Raw genomic sequence first — 12,135 nt, 5'->3', positions numbered from 1 at the left:
GCGGTGACGCGTACGACACGGCCGCCGGCTTCATACCCTTCACGATCCGATTACCCGAGGGTCGAGCGCGCACGTTGCGTCCATCAGACGCGCTCGTCGCAGGAGAACGTGACCAATAACAACGCAGACGTGCTGGTGCGCGCCGAGGGCCTGTACAAGGTCTTCGGGCGCCGCACGAAAGACGCCGTGGAAAAGCTCCGCGCCGGAACACCCCGCGACGAGCTCGACGGCGCGACCGCCGCCGTCATCGACGCCTCGTTCGAGGTGCGGCGCGGCGAGATCTTCGTCGTCATGGGCCTGTCCGGATCCGGCAAGTCCACGCTCATCCGCATGATCAACGGCCTGCACGACGCGACAGCGGGCACCCTCGAGGTGCGCGGGCAGGACATCACGCGCATCTCCGACAAGGCGCTGCGCGACATCCGCCGCGACCACATCTCGATGGTGTTCCAGCACTTCGCGCTGCTGCCCCATCGCACCGTCGCGGATAACGTCGCGTACCCGCTCGAGCTCCAGGGCGTCGACAAGGCGCGCCGGCTCGACCGCGCGCGCGAGATCCTCGGGCTCGTCGGCCTCGACGGCTGGGGCGACAAGCTCCCGAGCCAGCTCTCGGGCGGCATGCAGCAGCGCGTGGGCATCGCCCGCGCCCTCGCCGCCGACACGGACATCCTCCTCATGGACGAGGCCTTCAGCGCCCTCGACCCGCTGATCCGGCGCGAGATGCAGGAGCAGCTGCTCGAGCTCCAGCAGAAGCTGCACAAGACGATCATCTTCATCACGCACGACCTCAACGAGGCGATGTTCCTTGGCGACCGCATCGCCGTCATGCGCGACGGCCGCATCGTGCAGATCGGGTCGCCGGAGGACATCCTCACCGATCCCGCCAACGACTACGTCGAGCAGTTCGTGCAGGACGTCGACCGCGCCCGCGTGCTCACGGCGGGCAACGTCATGGAGCGCCCCATCGCGGTCGTTCCCGAGACGGCGGGGCCGCGCACGGCGCTGCGCACGATGCGCGACGCCGCCCTGAGCGCGGTGTACGTCGTCGACCAGAACCGGCGCCTGCTGGGCACGCTCGAGGACCGCGGCGCGCTGCAGCTCGTGCGCAAGGGCGAGCGCTCCATCGCCGCCGCGATCAAGAACGACGCCGTCACGGTCGGCGTCGACGACGTCCTGATGGACCTGTTCGTGCCCTCGATTGAGTCCAAGCTCGCCGTCGCGGTGACGGACGCCGACGGCCGGCTGGCGGGCGTGATCCCGCGCATGACGCTGCTCGCGGCGCTCGGGCCCGGGCCCAGCGCGACGGAAGAGATCGCCCTGCCCGCGCAGCCCGTCCCGACCACCGTCATCGACCAGGTCCTGGCGGAGGCCGACCACGCCGACGCGCGCGGATCCGAGGAGACCCGCTGATGTTCGAGAACTTCCGTATCCCCGTCGGGGACTGGGCCGACCAGGCGGTCGACTGGATCAAGGACAACCTCGAGTGGCTGCTTGACTTCATCACGATGGTCGTCAGCTGGCTGGTCGAGACGCTGACCGACGTGCTCCTCGCCACGCCCATCCCCGTCGCGATCCTCGTCGCCGCCCTCATCAGCTGGTTCTTCCGGTCGTGGCAGCTCGCGGTGGGAACGCTCCTGACATTCATCCTCATCGTCGGCATGGACATGTGGGAGCCCGCGATGCAAACGCTGGCGCTCGTCCTGATGGCCGCGCTGGTCGCGATCGTCATCTCGGTGCCGCTCGGCATCTGGTCGGCGCGCAGCGCGACGGTGCGGACGATCCTCAAGCCCGTGCTGGACTTCATGCAGACCATGCCGGCGTTCGTGTACCTGATCCCCGCGATCGTCTTCTTCAGCATTGGCGTAGTCCCCGGCCTCGTCGCCACCGTAATCTTCTCGATGCCGCCCGGCGTGCGCCTGACGGAGCTCGGTATCCGCGGGGTCGACGAGGAGACCGTCGAGGCCGGCCAGGCCTTCGGCGCGACCCCCGGTCAGATCCTGCGCGGGATCCAGCTGCCCCTCGCCCTGCCCACAATCATGGCGGGCGTGAACCAGGTCATCATGCTCGCGCTGTCGATGGCCGTTATCGCCGGCATGGCCGGCGCGGACGGGCTCGGCAAGGAGGTCGTCGCGGCCATCTCGACGATCGACATCGCGCAGGGTGTGGAGGCCGGCCTCGGCGTCGTCATCCTCGCGGTCTTCCTGGACCGCGTCACCGCGGCGCTCGGCAACCCCTCCGCGTACCCGTCGTCGCTCCTCGGCACGCTCACCCGCCGGCGCCAGGCGCGCCGTGCGGCGGCCGCCGAGGCGGCCGCGACCGCAGCCGAGCGCGAGGTCGCCTCGCCCCGACGCGCGCCCACGGGCGGCGTCGCCTAACGCTCACCCCTTACCCCCGGGCGGGCCCGTCCCGCCCATCCGAACCCCGGTTCGGCTCCCCACACCCGCGCAGCGCGCGGGAGGAAAGGAACATCATGAACACGCGTCACCTCACCGGAATCCTCGCCGTCGGCGCCGCCGCAAGCCTCGCGCTCGCCGGCTGCTCCTCGAGCACGGACGAGGGGTCGTCGACCGACGGCGGCGAGAGCATGGGCACCATCACGCTCGGCTACCTCCCCGCCTGGACCGACGGCCTCAGCACCGCGTTCCTGCTCCAGGACCAGCTCGAGAAGATCGGCTACACGGTCGAAATGCAGGAGCTCACGGAGGCGGGCCCCCTCTACGCCGGCCTCGCCCAGGGCGACGTCGACATCTACCCGTCGGCCTGGCCCGAGCTCACGCACGCCTCCTACATGGAGGAGTACGGCGACGACATCGAGGACCTCGGCACGTACTACGACAACGCGAAGCTCACGCTCGCGGTGCCGACGTACACCGACATCGACTCGATCGCCGACCTCGCGGGCAACGCTGACATGTTCGACGGCCAGATCGTCGGCATCGAGCCGGGCGCGGGCCTGACGGCCCAGACGCAGGACTCGGCGATGCCGGCCTACGGCCTCGACGGCGAGTACGAGCTGCTCACGTCGTCGACCGCCGCGATGCTCACCGAGCTCGAGACCGCGATCGACAACGAGGAAGACATCGTCGTCACGCTGTGGCGCCCGTTCTGGGCGAACGACGCGTTCGACATCAAGGACCTCGAGGACCCCGAGGGCGCGATGGGCGACCCCGAGGGCCTGCACTTCCTCGCCACGGCCGGCTTCTCCGAGGAGTTCCCGGAGGCCGCCGAGCTCATCGGCGGCATCGAGCTCGACGACGCCCAGTACGGCTCGCTCGAGGACACCGTCGTGAATGAGTACGCCGACGAGGACGACAAGTCGGCCGCGATCGACGAGTGGCTCGAGGCGAACCCCGAGGCTTTCAGCACGATCGTCGCGGAGTAATCCGCCGCGCGGGACGCGTTCCCGCGCACGGCACGAGGGGGTGCCGCGGCCTGCGCCGCGGCACCCCCTTTGTCGCGCCACGAGTCACGCCCTCACAGCACCGAAAGGACGATGCAGGCGCATTCGTCACCGGCTCCTCACCGCCGCCGCCCTCGGATCCGTCGCCCTCCTCGCTCTCGCCGGGTGCGGGGCGGGCGCCGCCGACGGCGACGACGAGACCATGACGATCGGCTTCCTGCCGTCGTGGACCGACGCCGTCAACAACGCCTACCTGCTGCAGGACCAGTTCGAGAAGATGGGCTTCACGGTCGAGATGGAGGAGCTCACGGAGCCCGGCCTCCTCTACACGGCGCTCGCCGAGGGCGACGTCGACAACGAGTTTGACGACGGCGACGAGCCCGCGGCGATCGATGCCTGGCTCGCCGAGTACGGCGACCAGTTCGAGTGGGTCGTGGACTGACGCAGCCCCCGCACGCGAAACGGCGCCCCGGGAGATCGCTCGATCTCCCGGGGCGCCGTCGTCTCGCACTCAGTCGCGCGTGAGCTTGCGGTGCGTGGTGCGGTGGGGACGCGCGGCCTCCGGGCCGAGGCGCTCGACCTTGTTCGCCTCGTACGCCTCGAAGTTCCCCTCGAACCAGTACCAGTTCGCGGGGTTCTCCTCCGTGCCCTCGTACGCGAGGATGTGCGTCGCGATGCGGTCGAGGAACCACCGGTCGTGCGTGACGACCACGGCGCAGCCGGGGAACTCGAGCAGCGCGTTCTCCAGCGACTGCAGCGTCTCGACGTCGAGGTCGTTGGTCGGCTCGTCGAGGAGGAGGACGTTGCCGCCCTGCTTGAGCGTGAGCGCGAGGTTCAGGCGGTTGCGCTCGCCGCCCGACAGGACGCCGGCCTTCTTCTGCTGGTCCGGCCCCTTGAAGCCGAACTTCGACACGTAGGCGCGCGAGGGCACCTCGGTCTTGCCGACCATCATGATGTCGAGGCCGTCCGAGACGACCTCCCACAGGGTCTTGTCCGGGTCGATTCCGCCGCGCGTCTGGTCGACGTAGCTGAGCTTGACCGTCTCGCCGACCCGCAGGTCGCCGCCGTCGAGCGGCTCGAGGCCCACGATGGTCTTGAACAGCGTTGTCTTCCCCACGCCGTTCGGGCCGATCACGCCGACGATGCCGTTCGGCGGGAGGCTGAAGCTCAGGCCCTCGATCAGGGTGCGGTCGTCGAAGCCCTTGACGATGTCCTTCGCCTCGATCACGACGTTGCCGAGGCGCGGGCCGGCGGGGATCTGGATCTCCTCGAAGTCCAGCTTCTTCGTCCGCTCCGCCTCGGCGGCCATCTCCTCGTAGCGCGCGAGGCGCGCCTTCGACTTGGCCTGGCGCCCCTTTGTGTTGGAGCGCACCCAGTCGAGCTCGTCCTTCAGGCGCTTCTGGAGCTTGGCGTCCTTCTTGCCCTGCACCTCGAGGCGCTCGGCCTTCTTCTCGAGGTACGTCGAGTAGTTGCCCTCGTAGGGGTAGAGGCGCCCGCGGTCGACCTCCGCGATCCACTGCGCGACGTGGTCCAGGAAGTACCGGTCGTGGGTAATCGCGATGACGGCACCCGGATAGGACTGGAGGTGCTGCTCGAGCCACAGCACGCTCTCCGCGTCGAGGTGGTTGGTCGGCTCGTCGAGGAGGAGGAGGTCGGGCTTCTCGAGCAGGAGCTTGCACAGCGCCACGCGGCGCTTCTCGCCACCCGAGAGGTTCTCGATCCGCGCGTCGCCGGGGGGCGTCCGCAGCGCGTCCATCGCCTGCTCGAGCTGAGCGTCGAGGTCCCAGGCGTCGGCGTTGTCGATGTCCTCCTGCAGCGTTCCCATCTCGGCGAGGAGCGCGTCGAAGTCGGCGTCCGGCTCGGCCATGAGGCCGGAGATCTCGTTGAAGCGGTCGAGCTTCGCCTTGATCGGCCCCACGCCGTCCTGGACGTTCTCCAGGACGCTCTTGGACTCGTCGAGCTCGGGCTCCTGCATGAGGATGCCGACGGAGAAACCGGACGTCAGCGTCGCCTCGCCGTTCGATGGCTGGTCGAGACCCGCCATGATCTTCAGGATCGTCGACTTACCGGCGCCGTTGGGGCCGACCATGCCGATCTTCGCTCCCGGGAAGAACGACATCGAGACGTCATCGAGGATCAGCTTGTCGCCCACCTGCTTGCGGGCGCGGACCATCTGGAAAATGAACTCAGCCATAGTTGGGCTCAGTCTACGCGGGATCCGCGCCCGCCCGCTCGCGGATCCCGCCTCAGAAAGGCGTCTCGCCCGCGTACCCGTCCCCCGCGGCGACGGGCGCCGCCTCCCAGTCCGCGGGCGGGGCCCCGGCGGCCGCCTGGCCCTCGGCACCGGCGGTGCCCGCCGCGGGCGCGGCGCGCGAGAACCGCGTCGTCCCGAAGCGCAGGTCGGCGCCGAGCGCATCGGCCACGACCTCGACCTCCGTGCCGGCCTTGCCCTCGCGCTCCCAACGCCGCACCTTCAGCGCGCCGGTCACGATGACGCGCTGGCCCTTCTCCAGGGAGGCCACGGCGTGGGAGGCGAGGGAGCGGAAGGCGAGGACCGTGTACCAGTTGGGGTCGAGATCGACCCACTCCCCCGTGCGCGTATCGCGGCGCCGGTTCGGGCTGGCCACGCGGAAGCGCGTATACGGATCCCCCGACCCCGTCTGCTGCTCGGTCGGCGCGGTCGCCAGGTTGCCGGTAATCGTGATGGTGTCGGTCATGTGCGTCCCCTCGTGTCGGCCGGCCGCGAGTCGGCCGGTGCCGCCACACTGCCCCCGGCACGGGCGGGGCGCCCGGCGGATCCGCCGGATCCGGGACAACTCCCCGGGAGCACGTCGTGGGGACGAGGTCGCCCCCGCTACGCGCGGGCGTACTCCGCGAATCGCGCGCGCACCTTGTTCACCTTCGGCACGGCGACCGCGAGGCAGTACCCCTGACCCGGGTTCTTCGCGAAGAAGTCCTGGTGGTAGTCCTCCGCCTCCCAGAACGCGCCCAGCGGCTCCATGGTGGTCACGATCGTGCCCTCGACGTCGCCGAGCGGCGCGTCCCACAGCTCGCTCGCCCGGGCGCGGGCGACCTCGAAGGCCTCGCGCTGCGCGTCGTCGGCCGGGAACATCGCGGACCGGTACTGCGTGCCGGTGTCGGCGCCCTGGTGGTTCAGCTGACGCGGGTCGTGCATCGTGAAGAACGCGTCGAGGATGACCTCGGCGGGAATGACCTCCGGGTCGAACGTCACGGCCACCGCCTCCGCGTGCCCCGTCCGCCCCGTGCAGACCGCCTCGTACGACGGGTTCTTCGCCTCGCCGCCCACGTATCCGGACACGACCTTGCTCACGCCGCGAAGCGCGCGGTACGCCGCGTCGAGACACCAAAAGCATCCCCCGGCCAGCACGAACGTCTGCATCTCAGGCTCCTCTCGCGTCGCCGCGCTCGCGGCGACCGCCCTCCACGCTACGCGCCCTCCCGGGCCCCAGCGCCGTCGACCGCCGAGAGATCAGTGGGGATGAAACTCGGGGCGGTCCGCGCCCGGTCCGAGCTGCGCCGAGAGGGCGTTCTTCGCAATCTCGAGCGTCGGATACGTGCCGAGCGGCTCGTCCGATCCCGCCATCGTGACGAGGAAATCCGCACCCTCCGCGCGGATGGACCCGACGGCCCCCGCCTTGCCGTATGCCACGAAAATCCTGTGGCCGTGCTCATCGCCCATGATGCACCCCTTCCCGTGCGTCGTCACGGACAGGCTACGCGCCGGGGCGCGGGTGCAACAGGGGCATTCGGGCGCGTCAGACGCGTCGAATCACGGTGCCCCCTGAAGGATTCGAACCCTCGACCGACGAGGTAGAAGCTCGCTGCTCTTCCACTGAGCTAAGGAGGCCAGGAGCCCCAGCTTATCGAGCCCCGGCGAATCCGCGCACGCCGCGGGGTCGAGTGTCAGGAGGCGCGGCTAGGCTGGCGGCATGGTGAGCGCCTCCGAGAACGACCGACTGGTGTGGATCGACTGCGAGATGACCGGCCTGGACCCCGCCGTGGACGAGCTCGTCGAGATCGCCGTCGTCGTGACCGATTTCGACCTGAAGATCCTCGATCCCGGCCTGCAGCTCGTCATCCGGCCGTCGGACGCCGCGCTCGCACAGATGAACGACTTCGTGGCGAACATGCACGCGACGAGCGGCCTCGACCGCGAGATCCCCGCCGGCATCCCCGTCGGCGACGCCGAGCGCGCCGTGCTCGAGTACGTGCGCCGCTTCGTGCCGCAGGAGCGCAAGGCTCCCCTCGCCGGCAACACGATCGGCACCGACCGGATGTTCCTCGCGCGCTACATGCCGGAGCTCGACGGATACCTGCACTACCGCAACGTCGACGTCTCGAGCATCAAGGAGCTCGCGCGGCGCTGGATGCCCCGCGTGTACTTCCAGGCGCCCGAGAAGGCGGGCGGGCACCGCGCCCTCGCCGACATCCTCGAGTCGATCCGGGAACTGCGGTACTACCGGCGCGCGGCCTTCGTCGCGGAGCCGGGGCCGTCCTCGGACGACGCCAAGGCAATTGCTGAGAATGTCGTGAACGAGTTCGCCCCGAACCTGTGACAGACTAGAGAAGTTGCCCCGCCGAAAGCGGGGAAACATGGTGGCTGTAGCTCAGTTGGTAGAGCACCGCGTTGTGGTCGCGGGGGTCGCGGGTTCAAGCCCCGTCAGCCACCCCAAATGGGAGAGGCTCAAACTCTCGACAAGAGACTCCACTCTTTGTCCGGGTTGAACCTCTCCCTTCTTTTTTGCTTCAGCCGCCCAGTTCAGGGCGTGCATTTGCTCCTCTGTGTCGAAGAGCGATCCGAAGGGTCGTTCCTCCTCGACCTGAATCGGCCTGACTTTCGTTCCGTTCTTCACGTGAATCGGCCCAACCGGCAGCGGCCGGCCAAAACTCCATCCTCGTTCCCAAGATCAGGAGCCTCCACCAAACTCAGGGCACGTCACTATCTCAGGAGACCGGTGTCGCGTGCGGTAGCGACGGCAGCGGTGCGGGATGACACGCCGAGCTTGGTGTAGATATGCACGAGGTGTGACTTGACGGTCGCGTCGCTGATGTGCAGCTGAGAGGCGATCTCGTTGTTCGTTGCGCCGTCGGCGACGAACCGCAACACTTCGATCTCGCGGGCGCTGAGGGTGGGCTGCGGGGAGCGCATCCGGGCGAGCAGACGACCCGCGATCGCAGGGGCGAGAGCAGTCTCGCCCGCGGCAGCAGCATGGATCGCGGCGATGAGCTCTTCGGGCGGGGCGTCCTTGAGGAGGTAACCGCTGGCACCGGCCTCGACCGCGCCGAGGATGTCGCTGTCGGTGTCGTAGTTCGTGAGCACCAGCACCGCAGGCGGCTCATTGAGTGCGCGGATGCGGCGGGTCGCATCAGCCCCTGTCTGGTCGGTGCCGAATTGCAAGTCCATGAGCACCACGTTCGGAGTCAGATCGGTTGCGAGGGCAACGGCATCGTCAGGGGTTGCCGCTTCCCCGATCATGTCAAGGTCGGGGTCATCTGAGAGCATGGCGCGGAGCCCGGCGCGGACGACGGGGTGGTCGTCGGCGAGCACGATCCGGATCATGAGGACGCCCCCCTCTCTGTCGAGAGCGGCAACCGTGCGGTGATCGTGGTGCCGTCGCCGGGTACCGAAATGATGGCGAGGGCGCCGTCAAGCTGTTCGACACGCTCACGCATCGCCTGCAGTCCGAAGGAATCAGCCTCGTGTGAGCCGGCGACGGCCGAGGACACGTCGAAACCCTGCCCGTTGTCGCGTACGACCAATGACACAGCGTCGTCCTCACGTGCGAGCTCGACGACGATCCAGGTGGCGTCCGCGTGGCGGATCGCGTTCGACACCGAGCCCTGGGCGATGCGCAGCAGCGCGGTCTGGGTGACCATCGGCAGATCGACATGCTCAGCGGCCACCTCGACGGGCAACGACGCACGGTCGCTCTGTTCCTGTCCGAGCCTGCGCAACGCGGCGGCGAGACCGTCATCGAGTCGGGCGGGGGTGAGCTCGCGGATGATCTGCCTCGTGTCGGAGAGGCTATCTGCGGCGGTCTCGCGTGCCAGTTTCAGGTAGCCGGCGCCGGGTTCGGGGGTGTCGCGTTCGGCGGCGCGCAGCAGCATCTGAATCGAGGACAGGCCCTGCGCGACGGTGTCATGGATCTCGCGAGCCAGGCGCGCACGCTCCGCGAGAGCGCCTTGTTCGCGTTCGGTCTCGGCAAGCTGCTGCCGAGTGCGTATCAGCTCGGTAAGGAGACGTTCGCGTTCCTCGGCCTCACGCCGCAGTGCGCGGTAGGCGAGCCCGATCAGAAGGGCGACGCCGGCGCCGACGAGCGGCCCGATCACCCCGCCCACGCTGAACCTGAGATGCAGCCCGAGGGCGAGGATCGAGAACGCGGTCGTGACCACGATCGCCGCAACCCCTCCGGCGCCAGGCAAGACATGGAGGTAGAGGAAGAACAGGGGGAAGACCAGGTACGCCCCCTCGGGGGTCAACCACGTCAGTACCGCCCACAACAGGGTGAGCGCGGCGACCCAGACGACCGCGAACGTGCGACCGGACGAACCTGCTGCGCGGCCGGAACGCGCCGCCCACGCGCCGGCGAGGTAGACCGCGACGAACGCGACCCCGACGACCAGCGTCCATGCTGCGACCGGGGAGGAGGCGACGAATGCGCGCACGACCGCGAAGCCCGCAAGCCCGATCAGGAGAGCATGCAGGCCGAAGTGGAGGCCGATGAACACCGGGGCGAGGGTCGAGTGCGGCATGACAGCCCAAGCCTATGCGAACCGCGTTTCCCGGCCATCAACCGAAAGTTTGACCGCGAATCCCGTGGTTTGGGCGATGCCCGGCCCCTCCCTTGGAAAGGAGGGTTGAAGCGTAGCTCGGGCAAAGTGTTCGAGCGGAAAGGCATCTTCGTGTTCGTCGCGTGGAGAGAGTTGCGGTTCGCCCGTGGCCGGTTCCTGCTCATCGGGGCCGTCGTCGCCCTGATCACACTGCTCGTCGGCTTCCTCTCCGGACTCACCGGAGGACTTGCCGCCCAGAACATCTCCTCGGTACTGCAGCTGCCCGGCGACCGTATTGTGCTGCAGCAGCCCGAGAACGGTGACCCGAGCTTTGCAACCTCCTCCCTCGCCGAGGACACCGTGCGGGCGTGGGAGCAGGCCGATGGCGTCGAGTCGGTGATACCGGTCGGGATCGTCCAGTCACGGGCTTCGGCCAGCGGCACCGACGAGCCGACCGGGGTCGCCCTCTACGGGCTCCCACAGGACGCTCCGGCCACCGGATCGAACCCGCTGTTCGAGCTCACCCCAGATTCCGATACCGAGGTCGGCCTCTCATCCGGCGCCGCCGACGACCTCGGTGTCAAGGTCGGAGACACGATCTCGATCACCGGCAACGACTTCACCGTCGCCGCTATTGGCGAAGATCTCTGGTACAGCCACACCCCGGTCATTGTCATGACCCGCGAGGCGTGGAATGAGGCCAGCAAGCGCGTCGGGGGCACTGACGAGGCCACGGTACTCGCCGCAACCGGCGACGCAGACTGGGAGGCCGTTGGCTCCGACACGGACACGGTCGCGGAAACGCAGTTGGCGAGTCTGACCGCATTGGAGGCATTCCAGTCCGAGATCGGGTCGCTCGGCGTCATGATCGTGATGCTCTTCGGCATCTCCGCGCTCGTGGTCGGCGCGTTCTTCACCGTCTGGACGATGCAACGCGCAGGTGACATCGCCGTGCTCAAAGCATTGGGGGCCACGACCGGGTCGCTCGTGCGTGACTCCCTCGGGCAAGCCCTCATCGTGCTCGCCTCCGGCATCGGGGTCGGCCTTGCGGCCGTGGTCGGGCTTGGCACGCTCGCGGGACAGGCGCTGCCGTTCGTCGTGAGCCCGCTGACCACTCTTGCCCCGGCCGTCGCGATGGCGGTGCTGGGCCTTGCAGGAGCCGCATTCGCGCTGCGCTCCGTCACCAAAGCCGACCCCCTCACAGCCCTTGGGAGCAACCGATGATCGAACTGCAGAAGGTCACCCTCACCTTCCCCGACGGGGACAACTACATTACCGCCGTCGATGACGTCACCCTCCGCGGGGACAACGGCACCGTCACCGGCATCACCGGCCCCTCCGGATCGGGCAAATCCAGCATCCTCGCCGTCGCCGCGACCCTGATCCACCCCGAGTCCGGCGGCGTCCTCATCGGGAATGAGTCGAACTTGATCGACGCCGCCCAGCTCTCGAAGCGCGAGGCCACCGAACTGCGCCGTGAGCGCATCGGCATCGTCTTCCAGCAGTCGAACCTGCTTCCGGCACTCACGGCTCGCGAGCAACTCCAGGTCATGGCCCGGCTCGGCGGTGGCACCAGCCGGAATAGGCGCGGGAGGATCGACACCCGAGTCGAGGAGCTGCTCGACGCGGTCGGCCTCACCGAGCATGCCGACAAGCGCCCCCATCAGCTCTCTGGCGGGCAACGGCAACGGGTCGCCATCGCCCGCGGCCTCGTCCACGAACCCGAGGTGCTGCTCGTGGACGAGCCGACGAGCGCCTTGGATCAGGAACGCGGTGCCGAGATCATGCAGCTCATCGCCCGCCTCACCCATGAACGCAACACCGCCACCTTGCTCGTCACCCACGACCTCGTGCATCGCGACGCCCTGGATGACCTCGTCACTGTCATCGACGGTCGCATCACCACTCCTGATTCGCCGTGAGTGAATCGGCCTGGGTGTCGT

13 protein-coding genes and 2 tRNA genes are annotated in these 12,135 nt (G+C 68.6%); 8 read left to right on the top strand and 7 right to left on the bottom strand.

The window, feature by feature from the left end; translation table 11 throughout:
- Nucleotides 1-108: 108 nt before the first annotated feature.
- The 4 genes from GJQ66_RS05755 to GJQ66_RS14075 all read left to right on the top strand — a co-directional run bounded on the left by GJQ66_RS05755 (nt 109) and on the right by GJQ66_RS14075 (nt 3,842).
- Nucleotides 109-1,410, top strand: coding sequence for a glycine betaine/L-proline ABC transporter ATP-binding protein (locus GJQ66_RS05755; RefSeq protein ID WP_368732716.1), 1,302 nt, complete (start codon nt 109-111; stop codon nt 1,408-1,410).
- The gene (locus GJQ66_RS05750; RefSeq protein WP_155048404.1) at nt 1,410-2,375 is read left to right on the top strand and encodes a proline/glycine betaine ABC transporter permease; all 966 of its coding nucleotides are present in this window, start codon (nt 1,410-1,412) and stop codon (nt 2,373-2,375) included. The genes GJQ66_RS05755 and GJQ66_RS05750 overlap by 1 nt, the downstream gene beginning before the upstream one ends.
- A 95-nt stretch (nt 2,376-2,470) precedes the next feature.
- On the top strand, nt 2,471-3,382 hold the full coding sequence (locus GJQ66_RS05745) for a glycine betaine ABC transporter substrate-binding protein (protein WP_155048403.1): 912 nt from the start codon (nt 2,471-2,473) through the stop codon (nt 3,380-3,382).
- Between the two features lie 220 nt (nt 3,383-3,602).
- On the top strand, nt 3,603-3,842 hold the full coding sequence (locus GJQ66_RS14075) for a glycine betaine ABC transporter substrate-binding protein (protein ID WP_196215820.1): 240 nt from the start codon (nt 3,603-3,605) through the stop codon (nt 3,840-3,842).
- A 69-nt stretch (nt 3,843-3,911) separates the two neighbouring features.
- Here the strand turns inward: GJQ66_RS14075 and ettA are convergent, their stop codons facing one another.
- The 5 genes from ettA to GJQ66_RS05715 all read right to left on the bottom strand — a co-directional run bounded on the left by ettA (nt 3,912) and on the right by GJQ66_RS05715 (nt 7,268).
- Nucleotides 3,912-5,594, bottom strand: coding sequence for an energy-dependent translational throttle protein EttA (gene ettA, locus GJQ66_RS05735; protein WP_155048401.1), 1,683 nt, complete (start codon nt 5,592-5,594; stop codon nt 3,912-3,914).
- A gap of 52 nt (nt 5,595-5,646) precedes the next feature.
- The gene (locus GJQ66_RS05730; protein WP_155048400.1) at nt 5,647-6,117 is read right to left on the bottom strand and encodes a single-stranded DNA-binding protein; all 471 of its coding nucleotides are present in this window, start codon (nt 6,115-6,117) and stop codon (nt 5,647-5,649) included.
- Nucleotides 6,118-6,254: 137 nt separating this feature from the next.
- A complete protein-coding gene (gene msrA, locus GJQ66_RS05725) occupies nt 6,255-6,800 on the bottom strand; it encodes a peptide-methionine (S)-S-oxide reductase MsrA (RefSeq protein ID WP_155048399.1) in 546 nt (181 codons plus the stop codon).
- Nucleotides 6,801-6,890: 90 nt separating this feature from the next.
- Nucleotides 6,891-7,100: a methyltransferase gene (locus GJQ66_RS05720; RefSeq protein ID WP_155048512.1), complete on the bottom strand. Its 210-nt coding sequence runs from the start codon at nt 7,098-7,100 to the stop codon at nt 6,891-6,893.
- A gap of 96 nt (nt 7,101-7,196) precedes the next feature.
- Nucleotides 7,197-7,268 (bottom strand) — tRNA-Arg (locus GJQ66_RS05715).
- A gap of 82 nt (nt 7,269-7,350) precedes the next feature.
- Between GJQ66_RS05715 and orn the strand changes: the two genes are divergently transcribed.
- A complete protein-coding gene (orn, locus tag GJQ66_RS05710; RefSeq protein ID WP_155048396.1) occupies nt 7,351-7,977 on the top strand; it encodes an oligoribonuclease in 627 nt (208 codons plus the stop codon).
- 40 nt (nt 7,978-8,017) lie between these two features.
- Nucleotides 8,018-8,093 (top strand) — tRNA-His (locus GJQ66_RS05705).
- Nucleotides 8,094-8,360: 267 nt separating this feature from the next.
- Here the strand turns inward: GJQ66_RS05705 and GJQ66_RS05700 are convergent.
- Nucleotides 8,361-8,981 carry a response regulator transcription factor gene (locus GJQ66_RS05700; protein WP_155048394.1) on the bottom strand — a complete coding sequence of 207 codons (621 nt, stop codon included), beginning with the start codon at nt 8,979-8,981 and terminating at the stop codon, nt 8,361-8,363.
- Nucleotides 8,978-10,174 (bottom strand): sensor histidine kinase, encoded by a 1,197-nt coding sequence (locus GJQ66_RS05695; RefSeq protein WP_155048392.1) that lies wholly within the window; start codon nt 10,172-10,174, stop codon nt 8,978-8,980. The genes GJQ66_RS05700 and GJQ66_RS05695 overlap by 4 nt, the downstream gene beginning before the upstream one ends.
- A gap of 150 nt (nt 10,175-10,324) precedes the next feature.
- Here GJQ66_RS05695 and GJQ66_RS05690 point away from each other — a divergent pair, with 150 nt between their 5' ends.
- Nucleotides 10,325-11,416 carry an ABC transporter permease gene (locus GJQ66_RS05690; RefSeq protein WP_368732741.1) on the top strand — a complete coding sequence of 364 codons (1,092 nt, stop codon included), beginning with the start codon at nt 10,325-10,327 and terminating at the stop codon, nt 11,414-11,416.
- Complete coding sequence (locus GJQ66_RS05685) at nt 11,413-12,114, top strand: ABC transporter ATP-binding protein (RefSeq protein WP_155048388.1); 702 nt, start codon at nt 11,413-11,415, stop codon at nt 12,112-12,114. The genes GJQ66_RS05690 and GJQ66_RS05685 overlap by 4 nt, the downstream gene beginning before the upstream one ends.
- The last annotated feature ends 21 nt before the right edge of the window (nt 12,115-12,135 follow it).

Origin of the sequence: Microbacterium sp. ZXX196, from assembly GCF_009709595.1 — a bacterium.
In the GTDB taxonomy this organism is placed as follows: domain Bacteria; phylum Actinomycetota; class Actinomycetes; order Actinomycetales; family Microbacteriaceae; genus Microbacterium; species Microbacterium excoecariae.
The sequence above is the reverse complement of the archived record's forward strand: the minus strand, read 5'-3'. Positions and strand labels throughout refer to the sequence as shown.